The organism is uncultured Kriegella sp., from assembly GCF_963975415.1.
Taxonomy (GTDB): Bacteria; Bacteroidota; Bacteroidia; order Flavobacteriales; family Flavobacteriaceae; genus Kriegella.
This window is the reverse complement of sequence record NZ_CAXBGN010000004.1, coordinates 22,271-39,016: the sequence shown is the minus strand read 5'-3', so window position 1 is coordinate 39,016 and position 16,746 is coordinate 22,271. Positions and strand designations below refer to the sequence as shown.

Genomic DNA, 16,746 nt, shown 5'->3' with positions numbered 1-16,746 from the left:
TTCTGTGGATACTGAAATTGTATTTGCTTTTATCGCGACAAATTCTGCATGACCAAGAATGGTATTTTAACATGAAGGCCAAGTTTGTCGATGGTAGATTGATACAACATATCTTCGATATAGGAATGTCTGGAATTCACAATCACCAGCATGTCTATTTTTTTATGTACGATATATTTTGATATTGCAATGGTTTTGTCTTTTTCCGGTGTGGTCTCAAAGACCAGTTTATTTTTTCTTAGGCACTGCCTTAGAAATTCTTGATTGTCTTCTTGGCGTAAAGAAAGTCGCTTTATCGGGTCGATATAAAGTAGGTGAATGATGGACCGGAAGGACTCTGTCATGTCAGAGAGCAATTTTAGCTCGCGACGTTTGTAAGGCAATAAATAATTGGTCGGAAATAATACTTCTTTTGGTGGATGGTACGCATAATTCTCTGGAATAGCCAACACTGGACAATCGACATACTTGAGTACTTGTAGGGTATTGCTGCCAAAGGTAATACTGCGATCATTGGTTTGACCGCGAGTGGCCATGACTACAATATCCATATGCTCTTTGTTAACGATATCGTTTACTTCGTCGACTAAAGTACCAAATGCAGAAATATAGTTGTAATTGTGTTTTGGGTTCGGGGAATAGGCGGTTATTGCGTGCTGTACCCTTTGCAGTTCTTCTTCAGACTTCTGAAAGATCGTTTCTTTTAATTCATTTAAAAGAGAACGATCATTATCTACATCGCGACGATATACTTCGTCAGCAAAGGTGTGTACGATAAAAAATTCGCTTTTTTCATATTTAAAGATCTGACAAGCGTATTTTATCGCATTCAAGGCGTTTTCTGAAAAATCTGTGGGCACCAAAACTTTTCTCATATTTCGATTCATTTGTTTTAAAGATAATTGGTGTCTTTTTTTAAAACTATGACATTTGTCAGGTAGTTTAACCCATTGATTTAGTAGTGTTTGTAAATTATTAAATTTGGTTAGTTTTTTACGGAACCATGCAATATGTACATGATTTATATCATTCCAGAACTCAAAATAGCATTGTAGTTTTGATGAGATTAAGTAAAAAATCATGAATTATTTCACACGTAAGCATTACGAACCTCAAACAAAAAAATGGTGGAAACATCTGTTATTGGGAATTCTTTTTTTGCTCTTGGGGACTTGGATATTTATTACCCCGATGACCAGCTATATGTCGCTTAGCCTTTTTTTTACGCTGGCGTTGATTATAACGGGAGTGTTTGAAATTGTCGGTTCGACGCTATACCGCAAGGAAACCAATAATTGGGGTTGGCATTTGGTCGGTGGAATCATAGATTTTATAATCGGGGGAGTGCTACTATTCAATCCTGTAATGACCATGTCCATGCTGCCTTATGTTTTGGCTATTTGGTTAATGTACAAAGGGGTTGTTTCCACATTAATCGCGTTACGCCTCAAATCGTTCGATATTAAAGGATGGGTTTGGATGCTGGCCATGGGAATAGGCACACTGCTCTTCGCCATCTTAATCTATATCTATCCGGTATTGGGAGGTTTAAGTATTGTTTATGCCACTGCAATGGGCTTTTTGGCCTTGGGAATGTTTAATTTCTCGGTAGCCTACCATCTCGGTAAATTGCGAAAACATATCGAGAATTCTTTATAACCTCTTATTTATTATTTACGTAATTAAGTTAGAAAAGAAACCGATAAATAATTTTTAATTAAGAGAGTTAAGCGCAACACCATGTTTCAAAAATTAGTTGTCATTTTTTCGATAGTGTTATTTTTTTCGTGTAAAAGTAAAAAAGATGGAATTACTCCTAAAAGAACCACACTTGTAGAATCGGTTTATGCCTCGGCCTTGGTGCAACCTGACAGTCTCTATGAAGTTTATTCGGCGGTAGCGGGAATTTTGGACAGGCAGTTGGTTAACGAGGGGGATACCGTGATCAAGGGCCAACAATTGTTTCAGATTTTTAATAAAATGCCTGATCTGAATCGTGAGAACGCCAAACTGAGTCTGCAGCAGGCAAAAGAAGATTATAGTGGAAATGCGGCTGTGCTTGCAGGTCTTCAGAAGGAACTTCAAACCGCGCAATTGAAGTTCCAGAACGACTCTGTGAACTTTATGCGTCAGCAAAGGCTCTGGGAACAAAAGATAGGATCTCAGGCCGAATTTGAAGTTAAAAAATTGAACTATGAAGCATCGGCCAATACATTAGAGCAATTGAATAATCGGTACCTGCGTACTCAAAACGATTTACAGAGCCGTGTGCGTCAAGCTGACAACAATTACCAATCGGCTATTATAAATACGAAGGATTTTATGCTCACCAGTAAAATAAATGGCCGCGTATATGCCATCTATCGAAATGAGGGAGAAATTATTACAACGCAACAACCGTTGGCCAGTATGGGTAGTTCCAATGTTTTTATTGTCGATTTATTGATCGATGAGGTAGATATCGTAAAAATCGAAAAGGGTCAAAAAGTCTTGATTACTTTAGATGCCTATTCCGATGCACTTTTCGAGGGAAAAGTAGTTAAGATCTATCCTAAGAAAGATGAACGCACCCAAACCTTTAAAGTCGAAGCTGTTTTTGAAAGTGCCCCCCAGGTTTTGTATCCGGGACTGGCAGGGGAGGCCAATATTGTTATCTCCGAAAAAGAGAACACATTGACTATACCCTTGGAATACTTGACGGAAAACAACCAAGTAAAAACAGATGATGGTCTTAAAGATGTCACTACCGGCAAAAGAAATATAGAGGAAGTGGAGATTATCTCGGGTATCGATGCAGTTACGAAAATCTATAGACCTGAATAATGACCAATTGGAGCATCATATTAAGTATCTCGAAAACGCATCTGCTTTCACGTATCAAACAAACGGGAGTTGCCGCTCTAGGTGTGACTTTTGGCATAGGCACCTTTATTATCTTGGTGAGTTTTATGACCGGACTTAACGGACTTTTAGATGGTCTTATCCTCAATAGAACGCCACACGTGCATATTTATAATGAAATAAAACCTTCGATAAAACAACCCATAGATTTTTACGAAAAGGTACGGGACGGTATTAAAATAGTGCACTCTGTAAAACCCAAGTTTACACAGACCAAAATTCACAACGCTCTTCCGTTAATGAAAAAATTGAATGAAAATCCTGATGTCAAGGGCGCGACTCCTCAAGTGAATGCACAGATATTCTATATTTCGGGATCGATTGAATTAGGCGGAAATTTGGTCGGTATCGATGTGAAAGAAGAAGTACGTCTTTTTAATTTCGGTGATTATGTCGTCAAAGGTGACCCTGAGACACTGGCCAATTTCGATAATGGTATACTTATGGGGGCCGGGGCTGCAACGAAAATGTCCTTGCATGTTGGCAATACCGTTCAGGTAAGTACCGTGGGAGGGGATGTTTTTCCTTTAAAAATTGTTGGGATTTACCAAAGCGGACTCTCTGAAATCGATGATATTCAGAGTTTCGCGAGTCTTAAGACGGTGCAACGCATATTGGGAGAACCAAGAAATTATATTACTGATATCAATATAAAACTCTACGAAATGGAGCAGGCCGTTGCCATGGCTGAACGCCTGGAAAAACAATTTTATGTAACAGCTATCGATATCAATGAGGCAAATGCCCAGTTCGAGACCGGTACCTCCATACGTAACTTGATTACCTACGCCGTATCGATTACGCTTTTGATTGTGGCGGGGTTCGGCATCTACAATATATTGAACATGCTTATCTACGAAAAGATGAATGACATAGCCATTTTAAAGGCGGCCGGTTTTTCAGGGAAAGACGTAAAGTACATATTTATGAGCCAAGCCCTCTTAATTGGCTTGGTCGGGGGATTTTTTGGTATTCTTGTCGGGTATGGAATATCTGTCATAATCGATAATTTGCCCTTCGAGACACAGGCTCTTCCCACAATTAAGACGTTTCCTGTCAATTACGATATTTCGTATTATGTTATCGGGGTAGTATTTGCGATGGTTTCGACCTTTTTGGCGGGCTACCTGCCTGCCCGAAAAGCAGAGAAAATAGATCCTGTAGAAATCATTAGGGGACAATAGTTATGGGGAAAGAAATTATTTTGGAAGCCAAAAACATCAATAAATACTTTCGAGAGCCCGTGCTTTTTCATGTTTTGAAAGACATTAACTTTACCATCAAGAACGGGGAGTTCGTTTCGATCATGGGGAAGTCGGGCTGTGGCAAATCGACCTTGTTGTATATTCTTTCTACGATGGATACCGATTATGAAGGTAAACTCTATTTGGGAGGTGATAAACTGACCGGAAAGCATCATGAAGAACTGGCGAAAATTAGAAGCCGGCATATCGGTTTTGTTTTTCAGTTTCATTACCTATTGTCTGAATTTACGGTATTGGAAAATGTGATGCTTCCTGCGAAAAAGTTGGGTATTAAATCGAATCAGGAAATTGAGCATGATGCGATGGAGAAGCTCAAATTACTGCATATTGAAGAACAGGCACATAAACTGGCCTCCCGTATATCAGGTGGTCAAAAACAACGGGTTGCCATTGCCCGAGCCCTTATCAATGACCCTGATATTATAATGGGGGATGAGCCTACAGGAAACCTCGATAGCCACAATACACAAAACGTAATGGAGATTTTTAAAGACTTGGTTCAAGAGCGCAACCTTTCTTTGCTTATCGTTACGCATGATACTGATTTTGCCAATAAGACGGATCGTATTATTGAAATGGAAGATGGATACATCATAAAGGAGTGAGGCGAATTACCTTAATGATTTTTGCCAACACTCGGTAAATTACCCTTTGCCGTCTACTGGTTTTTGGTTATTAATAGTCATTACCGTCAAATGACCGATGTCATTTTGAAACTCACCTGCTAATCATAGTTTAGTGGCATGATTTTACACCATGTTTAGAAAATGGTAGGCATATGACCATCGCACTCATTATTTATTTTTTACTCGCCATGGGTATAGTTGGTAAATTATTGCTTAATGGCATTCGACCCACCAAAACTTTAGGCTGGCTTCTCGCTATTTTTACCATCCCGGTGGGTGGTATGATGTTTTACTTCGTGCTGGGGCGCAATAGGCGCAAGAATAAGTTTTATAAGCTCAAAAAGACAAAGGAGATTTCAGCATATCTCGATACCGTTGAAAACTATTGTGATGATATCGAGAACAACGAACATGGTAATCTCCCCGATCCTATAAAAAGGCATGTGAAATTGGTAAGGCTTATCGCCAAAAACTCCAGTTTTTTACCAACTATAGGTAATGTGTTGACTCCGTTCAATAATGGATCCGCAACTTTTGATGCCATTTTTCAAGCCTTGGAAGGTGCCCAAAAATTTATACACATTCAATATTATATTTTTGAGCAAGGCGAGTTGGCAGATAAGTTTTTATACATACTACAACAGAAAAAAAAGGAAGGTTTAGAAGTGCGATTTTTGTACGATGGGGTGGGCAGCAAAAGGCTGGGCCGTAAATATATTCGCCTGCTCAAAGATGCGGGTGTTGAGGTTTATGGGTTTCTACCTATACGTTTTGGCAGGTTGTTATCGTCAATTAACTATCGAAACCATCGGAAAATAGTCATAGTCGATGGTGTAACGGCATTTATGGGCGGTATCAATGTATCTGACAAGTATCTGATAGGAGACCCCGTTCTGGGAACATGGCATGATATGCACCTTCGGCTCAGGGGGCCTGTAGTGAATAGTCTACAAGCGGTGTTCGCCATGGATTGGAATTTTGCCAGCGGCAAGGATGATATTTTATCCCTGAGGTATTTTTCGGAAGTTCCGAAACTAGGAAAATCTATCGTTCAAACCGTCTCAAGTGGCCCCGATTCCGATTTCTCGTCAGTGCACCAACTCTATTTCTCGATAATCAATAGGGCGAAGAAGTACGTTTATATTGCAAACCCCTATATCATTCCGGGAGAATCGCTGATGGAGGCCTTACAGGTAGCGGCATTGGGGGGTGCCGATGTTCGACTCATGCTTTCGACGAATTGCGACAGTCTTTTACTCAAGTGGGGTGTTCGATCTTATTTTGAAGATTTTCTAAAAGCTGGGGTAAAGATTTATTTATATCCCGATGGATTTCTTCATAGTAAAATGATGCTTTCGGACGATGAATTGACTACGATAGGTACCGCAAATTTAGATGTTCGAAGTTTTGAGCAGAATTATGAGGTCAACGTTCTGGCATATGACAAGGTACTTACCCAACAATTAAAAAATGATTTTCTAAAGGACTGTGAAATAAGCCAACGAATAGATTATCAAGAGTTTATAAAAAGAAGTAAGGTCGACCGTTTAAAGGAGGGCTTTGCCAAAGTTTTTAGCCCGGTTTTATAGGCGACATCACCAGTATCAGACTTTTGACATGCGAAAAGCGGTGTGATAAGGTCACCGATAATTTTAAACAATCTAAGTGATATCCAAAATGAAAAATGTTTTTAAAATCGAGTATTGTTGATGACGATGGAGGTTGTTCCGACCAGCATAATGGCTAAGAATCACCATGAACAAAATCCTCTTTTTTGAACTCATATATTTTGGGCAAAAAATAACCAATTCAATTCAAAAAAAGTACAAGTACTACAATAGACCAAGGTCAAACAAATTCATTGCATCGTGTAACTTAGGTTACTTTACGGATAAAAAGTTTGCTATATCTTTATGCACATAGTGATGAAGTGTTATAATGAAGAAATATATAGATGCTTTTGTAAAAGCGTTTGAAGGAACGGTAGACTGGACATGGAAATCGATAATATTCGAGGTTCCATGGTATACCAACTATTTTTGGGGACTTATCATAATTTCCCTTGTGGTGTGGTTGCTGGAAATCTTTTTTCCATGGCGTAAGCAGCAATCCGTTTTTAGGAAAGATTTTTGGCTGGATGGTTTTTATATGTTTTTCAATTTCTTTCTGTTCGCCATTGCCATCAGCGGTTTTTATAAATTGATAGGCGTGTTATTTGGAGATATTGGTATAGGCATACAAAGTTTGGCTTTAATTGACCCAACAAGATGGCCGATGTGGTTACAATTACTTGTATTTTTTATTATACTAGACTTTGTACAATGGTTTACTCACATTTTATTACACAAATATGCCTTTCTGTGGAAATTTCATAAAGTGCACCATAGCGTTAAGGAAATGGGTTTTGCAGCACATCTGCGCTATCATTGGATGGAAAATTTACTCTATAAACCCCTGAAGACTTTTGGGGTTATGATTTTGGGAGGCTTTGAACCCGAACAAGCCTATATCGTACATTTTTTTGCCATTGCAATCGGCCATTTCAATCATTCCAACATTAAGATCACATGGGGACCGTTGAAATATTTGTTGAACAACCCCGTAATGCATCTGTACCATCACGCCTACGATCTACCCAAAGGTACATACGGCGTTAACTTCGGAATTAGTTTAAGCATTTGGGACTATATTTTTGGAACACACCATATTCCCGAAGATAGCGGCACCATTGAACTAGGGTTTCCTGGAGATGAGCATTTCCCCAAAGATTTCATTCATCAGAATACGTATGGTTTTAAACGTGGGCAAAAATAAATTTGCGCCTTCTATTTAGTGCCATTTATCACTTCATCCGATTCTTTGATGTTTCGGTAATAAACTACGGGCGGTCTAATCAGACCGTTTTTTAATTTGACTCAACCGCTGTTTTTTGGGTTTATTTCATTTTCTTCTCCAAACGGACTAGGCGCTCTTCGATAGCCATTAATTTTTGTAATATCAGGATATGTGTTTTTTTGGCGTCTATTCCCACCGGGCTCGTATCACTATGTATTTCTTTGGCGATGGCCTCGAATTGTTCCTTTTCAGTCATTTTAAATTGAATTTAGTGCTGTTTGCTCCATTCCCCATATCCACCGGAGTAATCGAATATGGTTTTAAACCCCATCTTACGTAATTGCTGGCTTGCCTTGTTACTTCTGCCACCCATTTGACAATAGACGTATATGGGCTTTTCTTTATCAAGATTTTGAATTTCTTTGGTAAAAGTGGCATTGTTCGAAATGTCTATATTGATTGCGTCGTCAATGTGCCCGGCGTTATATTCTTTTAAGGTGCGAACATCGACCAATTGAACATCTTTGCCAATTACTTCTGTTTTAAAAGTGTCAATATCAATGACCTTGGCGACCCCGTCATTTTGAGATTTACAGGATAGGGCGATAATGAGAACAACAAATAGGAGGTTTCTTTTCATCAAGGTATGTTTTTATCTTTAATTATCAGATTGAATTATTCACCTTCCGTAAAATTAATTAAAATGACTTTATCAAACCACTGGCTGGTCGATAATCGCAATTTCGTCTTTACTTTCAATGTGCTAGGCGCCTTGTGCCAGATAACCGGTGTAAATGTGTTCTATTTTCATGATTTCCTATTTTATTATTTTGAGTTATTAGACATCTAATACCGATTGAATTTTTACAATTTGTACAATTGCTCAAGTTGCATAAGTCGATTTCTGCGATTGTAACGAAATCTGCTCTTCTATATCCGATTTTTTACTAAACGCTATACAATGCTGATAGGCTTCATGAGTCGTTACGAAAATGTTCTCTTTTCCTATGTCATGGATGAGTCCACTTGAATAAAGGATATCACGTGTAGGACCGATGGCTCCTGCTATAATTAGTTTTATTTCTTTGTTCTTTAATTCTTGAATAGTTTGCCTGAGTAGGTGTACCGCGCTGCTATCAATATAGTTTATGGCTTCTGCATTAAGAATTATATATTTAAGTGAACTTCCTTTTCTGTCAATTTGTTTTTGCAGTTCATTTTTGAAATAGTCTTTGTTTCCGAAAAAAAGCTGTGCATCAAAACGAATAATCAAGAACTCGCTGTAAGTTTCAATAGTTTCCCCGAAGCGTGACACATTTTTAAAATAATTAGTACCCGGTATCCTTCCCAATACGGCCATATGGGGCATTGATGTTCGGTATACCAATAATAGTAGTGAAATAAGTACGCCTAATAGAATTCCTTCCTTAATACCAATTGTAAGCGTAATAATGAAGGTTGCCATTAACAGGAAAAATTCATCTCTTCTATTTTTAAATAGATAAACGGGAAATTTAACATCGATTAATCCGAAGACGGCTACTATTATTATCGCGGCGAGCACGGCGTTTGGTAAATAGTAGAACAATGGTGTTAGGAAAAGGAGTGTCAGGCCAACGATCATAGCACTTATCATGGGTGCAACACCCGTTTTTGCACCGGCCAAATCGTTTACTGCGGTTCTTGAAAACCCACCAGATGTAGGGTAAGATTGGAAAAAAGAACCGATGATATTTGAAGTGCCCAGGGCTATCAATTCTTGATTAGCATCAACGGTATAGTCTGTATGGCGCTCTTGTATTGCTTTTGAAACGGAGATGGCTTCCATAAAAGCGATGAGCGCCAAAGTAAGCGCAATTGGGGTAAGTTCAGAAATTCTTGAAAAATCAAGGTAATGGACATTAAATTTGGGTAACCCTTTGGGTATTTCCCCGATAATTTTGACGCCTAGATCATTTAGCCCGAAAAAGTATATTCCTAATATACCTAAGATAACAACAATAAGGGCCACCGGTATATTTTTATTAATTTTTGTCATTGTTTTAATCAAGACAATTGAAACTATGCCAATGGATAATGTGATAAGGTTTGTTTCAGAAATCGTTGAGAAAGCATTTTGCAATAAAATGTGCACTTTACCGCTTCCTTCTATCGTTGTTCCCAAAAGATGTTTTAATTGGCTGAGACCGATAATGATAGCCGCAGCCGAAGTAAATCCACTGATTACAGGTTTCGATAAGAAATTGACTAAGAAACCCATACGCAACAATCCTAAAAACAATTGAATTGACCCCATAAACAACGCCAAAAAAATGGCCATAGCAATATACTCGTCAATACCTGAAAGCGCTAGCGCTCCCAGCCCGGAGGCGACTAAAAGTGAGTCCATTGCTACTGGACCGACCGACAATTGACGAGAAGTTCCCATAATGGCGTATATGATTTGGGGAACGAGGGAGGCATACAGACCAAAAACTGGAGGGAGACCAGCAATCATTGCATAGGCCATACCCTGAGGAACAAGCATTATTCCTACGGTCAATCCCGCAAAAATATCTCCCGATAAATAAGCTTTCTTATAATCGGGGAGCCACTGTAATATAGGAATGTATTTCTTCAGCACGATATAGGTTTGGTTCCAAAACTACGAACCATAGCCTCGCCCTACAGTAACATTGGTTACCGAACCGTTAGAATTAATATTCTGTATGATTGCTATAAAGGGCAGTCTAGCCCCCTTAGGTATAGAGGGCGATGTTAATCGGTATGCACTTGCACATCTTTGAACATAAAAGGATTGTTGCTGATATTCAGGTCCTTGCCACTTTCTGTGGTCACATTCTTTAAAAAGATTTCGCTAGCCCTCACATAAGGAAATTTCTCTTGATAAGAACCGTCAGTCATTTGTTGATTGAAATCTTTAAAAATGGTAGGACCTTGGTAATCATCCGGTTGGTTTGAATCATTGATATGAAGGTTTTCGATGGTAATTCGTTCAGGCAGATAACAGGTGTAGCCGAAATTATGCAACCCAGAATAGGAACCACTAATCAGGCTGACATTTGTAAGCTTTTCTCCAGGGGGCGCAAAAACACAGTTTCTAATTACGATTTCCCCCTGCCAAGTACTGCCATAATCGGAGCGTAGATTGACAAGGCTCCTTCCGCGGATCGTGCTATTCTCAATAGTCAAGGTACCACTGCCAATGGCATTGATTCCCATATGCCCCAATTCAGAGTTACGAATAGTGGCATTGGCGACGCCTTTATGGGCATCAAACCTAGAAAAGGTACAATTGTCAAAGACAAGATTTTTTGAGTAGTTTGAAGCCAAGATGCCCCAGTATTTTCTATCGTTGATATCATTTGTCTGGCTACAGTTTAAAAATGATACATTCAGGGCGCGGTTGACCTGAAGGTCATAAGACCCCATGGATACGGGTTTTCCTGCCGAACCAATGGTACTATAGGTCTTGTGTCCGGTAAAGATAGAATTCTTGATGGTAATATAAGCGCAGTCACCCACATTGATAAAGCCTCCATAGGGAGCGCCATGATCTCCTTCGCCAACGATGCGGTGTTCCATCCCCTCCAAAACCACATTGGAGCGCCTGATCGCTATGTTACGACTATAATAAGTGTATTTAGATGCTGCTTTATTGGCAATGGTGGTAAAACGTCCTCCCGTGATTTTTAGTGTAGTACCGTCCATGGGAAGTGCAGTCGCATTGGTAATCTGGTCGAAGTCCCAGATAATCGGAGCATCTAAATCTACATTACCGTTTTTATCAACGACAAAGATATCCGTTTGCTGCGAGCCGTTGTCTTGGTTCAGCCCAAAGCGGATATAATGTTTTATATTGGAATTGGTGACGGTTATCAGGCAGGGTCCGGGCAAGGAGACATCGATTTTCTCCTGATTCCTCTTAAGCGACGATATGCCCTCAAGCTTAAACGGTTGCAGGTTAGAGCTGACCACAAAAATTGAGGCGCGACGGTTTTCGATTTTGGTATCGTCAATACTAAAGGCGGCTGTACCAAAGTCGGTATCTGTTCGAATGACCGCTGTTCGCTCTTTTCCTCCAATGTAGTATGTATATCCCTCGTCGGCTTTTACCGTAAGGCCGTGCTGATTGGCGAAGGCATGGGTTGCGGCAATTGCATCGATGTCATCTGTTTTGCCATCTCCAATGGCCCCGAAATCGCTATAGCGCACTACACCAAGGGCTTTAAATTTATTGACATCCTTTGGGGATACATTTATCTGCAAATCCCCATTTTTAGCTGTTGCTACTTGGGTTTTTTTCTTAGTGGAGGTAATCACAACATTTTCAACCGGCCTTTGAGTCTGTCCCAGTACTGTAACAGCACAGAAAAATAAAAAAATAAATAAGGAGGAATATTTCATGTTAGACGTATTTTATTTGATAGCAATTCTTGTATAGACCCAATGGAATTGTTAAAGATTAAGTGTTTGTAAATTTTATCAAAACTGGTGAATTTCATTTGTAAACACAAAAAACATTTAATTGAGCAATACATTTTTCTTAAATAACAACTGGAAGAATATAAAGGCCAAGTAGGTAGAAATATCGCTGTAAAGGCGTTATGTTACCCTTGACAATTCGTTGATAGTACATTGTTCCGGCCAGTTCCTTTGCTACGGATTGTGTTTATTTAGCTGCTTTTCCAGGCCAATCCCAATGCAATAAATCGTCACTCCAAGCTATGCCTAATGAAGCGTTTTTATCAAAATCTCCTTCTTGCTCAGTTCTCGGACCTGAACCATGAAAAAACATTAGATATTTACCAATCGTAGGATTTTCAGTGAGGTTGACTACCGTACCTGCCGAAATTCGGCCTTTAGCCCAATTCCATTGCCTTTGTCCTAAAACAACCAAATCTCCCCAATCTTTCCAGTGTTTAAGGTCGGTCGAGCGTTTAATTGCGATACCATTGTGCGGAGAATGGAACAAAATGTATGCATTATTTTCGGTAAGTACGGTAACATTCTCACCCGATTCCGTATGGCAACAAAAGGTCCAATTCTTAAAATCATAAGTATAAGACATGCTGACACCATTTTGTTTGTAGAAGCACCACCACTTTCCTTTTTCATCTTTATCCTCTACGATATAAGGATCAATCATTCTTCCCATATCGGCTTCTTTTACATCAGCTCCCTTAACTTTCAATAACTCAGGAGCGCTCCAGTTTTCTAAGTCTTTGCTTCGCATTATAAAAATTCGCGCATCTGCAGATCCATAGGTGGTTTTATCTTTTACACCTAGGCCGGGTCTGGGGTATGTCTGTAGGTTTAGAATCCACTCATCTTTAAATCGGATGATGTTTCCGGGACTACTAAAATTTAAGTTTTGATCTTTGGCCGTAATAATTTTAGCCGGACTCCAATGTTTTAAATCTTTTGATGTACTGCAAGCCGTATAGGAGTAAATAAGCCCATTTTCAGACCTCACAAGGGTATAAAACAGGTGAAACACATCTTTATGGAATAAAATTGCAGGGTCTCGATAGGCTATTGAATCGTTCCCTTTAAAAATAATGGGAGAATTTAAGTCACTTAATATATTGCTTTGTGCTTCTGTCTGTTTTGAAAACAACAGTAAAATAAATAGTAGTAAGGGGAGGCTGAGGCTTCTTATGATAATCCGACCACTCGACTTCTCCGCTCCAATAATATCGTATCTCTCCATTTGTCATCAAGTTTAGCGATTTTTTCTCTTATACCAATAGTTCTAAATCCAAATTTATCATGAATTTTAAGTGTTGCCTTATTTTCAGGAAATACGCTCGAGAATAAAGTCCAAATACCATGTTCTTCAGATGAAGTTATCATTTTATCCATGAGTGCCAAACCAATTCCCTTACCCAGCCTATTGGTATCAATATAAGTGCTTACTTCTGCCACGCCTTCGTACACCAATCTTTCGGAAACCGGTGATAAAGCAATCCACCCGACTACCTTGTCATTATCGAGATAGACGAATCTTGAATGTTTTAGATGTTTTAAATTCCATTCATTCCATGTAGGAACTGCGGTTTCAAATGTAGCATTCTTGGTGTCAAGCCCCATCTGATAGATTTCAAGAACTCTTGAACTATCGTGGTCGATCATTTCTCGGATCATACTTTTTTTCTTATGCTTATAAGTGCTTTTTTTGGTACTTTAATAATTTAAATACTTGTGTCAAAAAGAGGGTTTTCTAAACCATTTTAAACTTTTATAAATATTTTTTTCTTGTATAGTATAAATAGTAGCAGCCATACTAAGACCAGCGCACCCAAGGCTACGACTACTTCGTGCCATTTCTCGGCAAGGGGGGCATAGAGGCCAGCTAACAATTTTTCCGAGGTATGAGAGAAACTTATAAACCGGTAGGCAAAATAAATTACGAGGGAATTCAAGCCGATTACTTTAAAAAAGAATGTCCATTTTTGATAGCCCTTTACATCGATGATCCAATAGAAAACTGCCAATGTCAAAAAACCGAGTCCGCTCGTAAATACTATAAAAGAACTTGACCAAAGGCGTTTGTTTATCGGAAAATGAAGGTTCCATAACAAACCAATGGCAACACATAATATGCCGATCACTACCAGTGTTATTGTTTTTTTATTTTCTGTGGATTTACTTCTAAGTATTTCTCCTGCAATGCTTCCAAAAATAGAAATACAGATGGCGGGAAAAGTGGTCAATATGCCGAGTTCATCGTAGGTAACTTGATGAAGGCGGCCGGGTAAAAAAGTGCGGTCGAACCAACCCACTAAATTACCTTCGAACGATAAGTCACCCGAGCCATAACCAGGTACCGGCACCAAGAATAGGAGGGCGTAGTAGCTTAAAAGGATACCCGCGATCCAGTATACTCGTTTTACAAGGGAAAAATTAAGGTAGAGCAAACCCGTGATAAAACTAGCAATACCGATACGCCCTAAAACACTCCCCATCCGTATTTTGGAAGGTTCAAAAAATGGGAAAGGACTGTTCTTGTAAAGGATTCCCAAGAGAATAAGTATGACCATTCGCCAAAACACTTTTTTATACAGGACCTTTTTGGGAACGCCCACCGAAACTCCCTTGCTGAGCGAAAACGTAAGGGATACTCCCGTAATGAACAAGAATAAAGGAAAAATAAAATCATAGAAAACAAAACCGTTCCAGGGCACATGTTCTAGTTGATTGGCCATTGCATCGACCCATGGCATTTCAGTCTTGCCCCGCAATAGCGTTATAAAGGTTCCGCCCCCAGCGATAAAAAGCATATCGAATCCTCTTAATGTATCAAGGGAGAGCAGGCGTGCGTTTCGTTTTTCAGACATGGTATGGTCGCTGTTTGTCGCGTTTTATTTTTGTGTCAGGCAATTTCAGCGAACCGATTCAACCTAATTTGAACTTGTCAAATGTGTTTTGCTGCACATTTCAACATCTAAATTTAGTAAATGCAGAGCAAATAAAGGCCTATAATTTATGTGACTGCTTGTTTTTCCTTAGGCAAATCGAGTCAATGTTCGTAATGACACGATGCCATACCATTCACTCTGATTTAAATAATTCGATGGCTTTATTTAAATTCAAAAAAACTTACTTTCATCGAGCTCCCAAGTTAAAAGGTTAATTTCGCTATCAAATGAATAACTTTATGAAGCTAAAAACTATTTTACTTCTATTTTCTTCACTTTTTTTTCTTTTGGTGAGCAGCTATGGGGCATTTGCTCAAATGACCAAAACACCTGAAATTTATTTAGACCCTATCTTCAAAGTTAATTATGGAGATGCTACTGCGGACAAACCTCAATCAAAATCATGGACGACGAATCATGGGCAATGGCTCGTAGTGGGTGATGTAGACGGCCCTAAATTATTGAAAAAAGATACTTTTGGGTGGACAAGCCAATCTACCGTTAATAGAGCGTGGCATGGTTTACCGAGTAAGGCAGATGTGTGGAGCAGGGGTGACGAGGCGCATATAGTTTTAGTTGGTGAATGTGTTTTAAGTGTAGTGCAAATAGCACATTCCGAACATAGCGGTCAATATGAACATCAGTCGCAAGTTCATCTTCCCATTCCTCCTAACTGTCATGCTATGGAAACTGCTACTATTACCCAAGATTTAAAAAATCAATATTGGGTCTGCGCTGACCTAAATGAAAAAATTATGGTTTGGCATTCTTCTAACGGAAGAGATTGGTCAGAGCCATTTACGCTGGCAGATAACATCAACAAAGACGATATCTCTTTAATCGTTCGGCTGAAAAATCAAGTTTCGGTTTTCTGGTCGAACCAAAATACGGAATCGATTAATGAACGAATTCACTATGATGGGGATGCCCCTAACGAGTGGTCATCGGTTGTAGTTGTTCAGCAGGGCGATAATAATGCAGATGATCACTTGAATGCTACGATGTTTAAAAATGGGGAAATGGCCATGGTCACCAAAAATAGTGTTGACGAAATCGATCAACCTCAGTTTGTCTTTCGAGTACGGGACGTACAGGGTAAATGGACCAATATTCCATACGAAAACCTTACTAGGGAAAGAAGTCCTAGCCGCCCCATTATTAATCACGTTGAATCTGGGAAAATATACGAAGTACATTCAGTCAGAAATCGAGAGAGCAATCGATATTTTATTTCAGTCAATGAAATTATAAAGAAGAAAGGTGGTTGGGAGTTTAAAGAGCGCATTCAATTAAAGACCCGGATAAATGGGAAAAACGGGGATGCTACTTCGAGTAAGGCTAGTTTTTTACCCGATGAAACTAAACTTATATTTTTCTCCGATGACTTGGGCAATATTTATTCTTTTGACCTTGATACCTTACCGTAAGTTTTGTTTTTTATGTTGTCTAGCTATTTTTTAGACGTTATTTGGTAGGTCGTTTTTTCTTTTTCTAATTAAAAAGGTTAACAAACCACTTAATAATCATACAACAAGGTACGGAGTATATTTAAAACTAAAACCAGCGTTTTCCGCTTTCCGTTTTTTTCAACTTCCATTTTTGAGTGCTATATTTAATGCATGGCCGTTATCATGATTTAGAGCATATTTATCTTTCGGAAAGCCAGCCAACCATAAGATGACAACGGACTGGTTATTC

Annotated in this window: 15 protein-coding genes; 7 read left to right on the top strand and 8 right to left on the bottom strand. The window is 39.1% G+C overall.

Annotated elements, in window-relative coordinates:
- Positions 1 to 29 precede the first annotated feature (29 nt).
- Complete coding sequence (locus tag AACZ88_RS09835) at positions 30 to 875, bottom strand: universal stress protein (protein WP_339709388.1); 846 nt, start codon at positions 873 to 875, stop codon at positions 30 to 32.
- A gap of 205 nt (positions 876 to 1,080) precedes the next feature.
- Here AACZ88_RS09835 and AACZ88_RS09830 point away from each other — a divergent pair, with 205 nt between their 5' ends.
- From AACZ88_RS09830 to AACZ88_RS09805, 6 genes are all read left to right on the top strand, one after another.
- Positions 1,081 to 1,659: a DUF308 domain-containing protein gene (locus tag AACZ88_RS09830; protein ID WP_339709386.1), complete on the top strand. Its 579-nt coding sequence runs from the start codon at positions 1,081 to 1,083 to the stop codon at positions 1,657 to 1,659.
- A gap of 81 nt (positions 1,660 to 1,740) precedes the next feature.
- Positions 1,741 to 2,823 (top strand): HlyD family efflux transporter periplasmic adaptor subunit, encoded by a 1,083-nt coding sequence (locus AACZ88_RS09825; protein WP_339709384.1) that lies wholly within the window; start codon positions 1,741 to 1,743, stop codon positions 2,821 to 2,823.
- On the top strand, positions 2,823 to 4,085 hold the full coding sequence (locus AACZ88_RS09820; protein ID WP_339709382.1) for an FtsX-like permease family protein: 1,263 nt from the start codon (positions 2,823 to 2,825) through the stop codon (positions 4,083 to 4,085). The genes AACZ88_RS09825 and AACZ88_RS09820 overlap by 1 nt, the downstream gene beginning before the upstream one ends.
- Positions 4,086 to 4,087: 2 nt before the next feature.
- Complete coding sequence (locus tag AACZ88_RS09815; RefSeq protein WP_339709380.1) at positions 4,088 to 4,771, top strand: ABC transporter ATP-binding protein; 684 nt, start codon at positions 4,088 to 4,090, stop codon at positions 4,769 to 4,771.
- Positions 4,772 to 4,944: 173 nt separating this feature from the next.
- Positions 4,945 to 6,381 (top strand): cardiolipin synthase, encoded by a 1,437-nt coding sequence (cls, locus tag AACZ88_RS09810; protein ID WP_339709378.1) that lies wholly within the window; start codon positions 4,945 to 4,947, stop codon positions 6,379 to 6,381.
- 349 nt (positions 6,382 to 6,730) lie between these two features.
- Positions 6,731 to 7,606 (top strand): sterol desaturase family protein, encoded by an 876-nt coding sequence (locus tag AACZ88_RS09805; RefSeq protein ID WP_339709376.1) that lies wholly within the window; start codon positions 6,731 to 6,733, stop codon positions 7,604 to 7,606.
- A 121-nt stretch (positions 7,607 to 7,727) separates the two neighbouring features.
- Here the strand turns inward: AACZ88_RS09805 and AACZ88_RS09800 are convergent, their stop codons facing one another.
- The 7 genes from AACZ88_RS09800 to AACZ88_RS09770 form a co-directional block, all read right to left on the bottom strand.
- Positions 7,728 to 7,883, bottom strand: a complete 156-nt coding sequence (locus AACZ88_RS09800; RefSeq protein WP_339709374.1) for a hypothetical protein — start codon at positions 7,881 to 7,883, stop codon at positions 7,728 to 7,730.
- Positions 7,884 to 7,895: 12 nt separating this feature from the next.
- Positions 7,896 to 8,267 (bottom strand): rhodanese-like domain-containing protein, encoded by a 372-nt coding sequence (locus AACZ88_RS09795; protein WP_339709372.1) that lies wholly within the window; start codon positions 8,265 to 8,267, stop codon positions 7,896 to 7,898.
- Between the two features lie 243 nt (positions 8,268 to 8,510).
- Positions 8,511 to 10,250, bottom strand: coding sequence for a sulfate permease (sulP, locus tag AACZ88_RS09790; RefSeq protein ID WP_339709370.1), 1,740 nt, complete (start codon positions 10,248 to 10,250; stop codon positions 8,511 to 8,513).
- 134 nt (positions 10,251 to 10,384) lie between these two features.
- The gene (locus tag AACZ88_RS09785; RefSeq protein WP_339709368.1) at positions 10,385 to 12,034 is read right to left on the bottom strand and encodes a hypothetical protein; all 1,650 of its coding nucleotides are present in this window, start codon (positions 12,032 to 12,034) and stop codon (positions 10,385 to 10,387) included.
- A 265-nt stretch (positions 12,035 to 12,299) separates the two neighbouring features.
- The gene (locus AACZ88_RS09780) at positions 12,300 to 13,340 is read right to left on the bottom strand and encodes a hypothetical protein (RefSeq protein ID WP_339709366.1); all 1,041 of its coding nucleotides are present in this window, start codon (positions 13,338 to 13,340) and stop codon (positions 12,300 to 12,302) included.
- The gene (locus AACZ88_RS09775) at positions 13,286 to 13,774 is read right to left on the bottom strand and encodes an N-acetyltransferase family protein (protein ID WP_339709364.1); all 489 of its coding nucleotides are present in this window, start codon (positions 13,772 to 13,774) and stop codon (positions 13,286 to 13,288) included. The genes AACZ88_RS09780 and AACZ88_RS09775 overlap by 55 nt, the downstream gene beginning before the upstream one ends.
- 86 nt (positions 13,775 to 13,860) lie before the next feature.
- Positions 13,861 to 14,967: a DUF5009 domain-containing protein gene (locus AACZ88_RS09770; RefSeq protein WP_339709362.1), complete on the bottom strand. Its 1,107-nt coding sequence runs from the start codon at positions 14,965 to 14,967 to the stop codon at positions 13,861 to 13,863.
- A 320-nt stretch (positions 14,968 to 15,287) separates the two neighbouring features.
- Here AACZ88_RS09770 and AACZ88_RS09765 point away from each other — a divergent pair, with 320 nt between their 5' ends.
- The gene (locus AACZ88_RS09765) at positions 15,288 to 16,475 is read left to right on the top strand and encodes a hypothetical protein (RefSeq protein ID WP_339709360.1); all 1,188 of its coding nucleotides are present in this window, start codon (positions 15,288 to 15,290) and stop codon (positions 16,473 to 16,475) included.
- The last annotated feature ends 271 nt before the right edge of the window (positions 16,476 to 16,746 follow it).

What these genes read in the sequence shown, in the direction of transcription:
- AACZ88_RS09835 (WP_339709388.1), bottom strand. Translation starts at nt 875, where the DNA reads ATGAGAAAAGTTTTGGTGCCCACAGATTTTTCAGAAAACGCCTTGAAT.
- AACZ88_RS09830 (WP_339709386.1), top strand. Translation starts at nt 1,081, where the DNA reads ATGAATTATTTCACACGTAAGCATTACGAACCTCAAACAAAAAAATGG.
- AACZ88_RS09825 (WP_339709384.1), top strand. Translation starts at nt 1,741, where the DNA reads ATGTTTCAAAAATTAGTTGTCATTTTTTCGATAGTGTTATTTTTTTCG.
- AACZ88_RS09820 (WP_339709382.1), top strand. Translation starts at nt 2,823, where the DNA reads ATGACCAATTGGAGCATCATATTAAGTATCTCGAAAACGCATCTGCTT.
- AACZ88_RS09815 (WP_339709380.1), top strand. Translation starts at nt 4,088, where the DNA reads ATGGGGAAAGAAATTATTTTGGAAGCCAAAAACATCAATAAATACTTT.
- cls (WP_339709378.1), top strand. Translation starts at nt 4,945, where the DNA reads ATGACCATCGCACTCATTATTTATTTTTTACTCGCCATGGGTATAGTT.
- AACZ88_RS09805 (WP_339709376.1), top strand. Translation starts at nt 6,731, where the DNA reads ATGAAGAAATATATAGATGCTTTTGTAAAAGCGTTTGAAGGAACGGTA.
- AACZ88_RS09800 (WP_339709374.1), bottom strand. Translation starts at nt 7,883, where the DNA reads ATGACTGAAAAGGAACAATTCGAGGCCATCGCCAAAGAAATACATAGT.
- AACZ88_RS09795 (WP_339709372.1), bottom strand. Translation starts at nt 8,267, where the DNA reads ATGAAAAGAAACCTCCTATTTGTTGTTCTCATTATCGCCCTATCCTGT.
- AACZ88_RS09785 (WP_339709368.1), bottom strand. Translation starts at nt 12,034, where the DNA reads ATGAAATATTCCTCCTTATTTATTTTTTTATTTTTCTGTGCTGTTACA.
- AACZ88_RS09780 (WP_339709366.1), bottom strand. Translation starts at nt 13,340, where the DNA reads ATGGAGAGATACGATATTATTGGAGCGGAGAAGTCGAGTGGTCGGATT.
- AACZ88_RS09775 (WP_339709364.1), bottom strand. Translation starts at nt 13,774, where the DNA reads ATGATCCGAGAAATGATCGACCACGATAGTTCAAGAGTTCTTGAAATC.
- AACZ88_RS09770 (WP_339709362.1), bottom strand. Translation starts at nt 14,967, where the DNA reads ATGTCTGAAAAACGAAACGCACGCCTGCTCTCCCTTGATACATTAAGA.
- AACZ88_RS09765 (WP_339709360.1), top strand. Translation starts at nt 15,288, where the DNA reads ATGAAGCTAAAAACTATTTTACTTCTATTTTCTTCACTTTTTTTTCTT.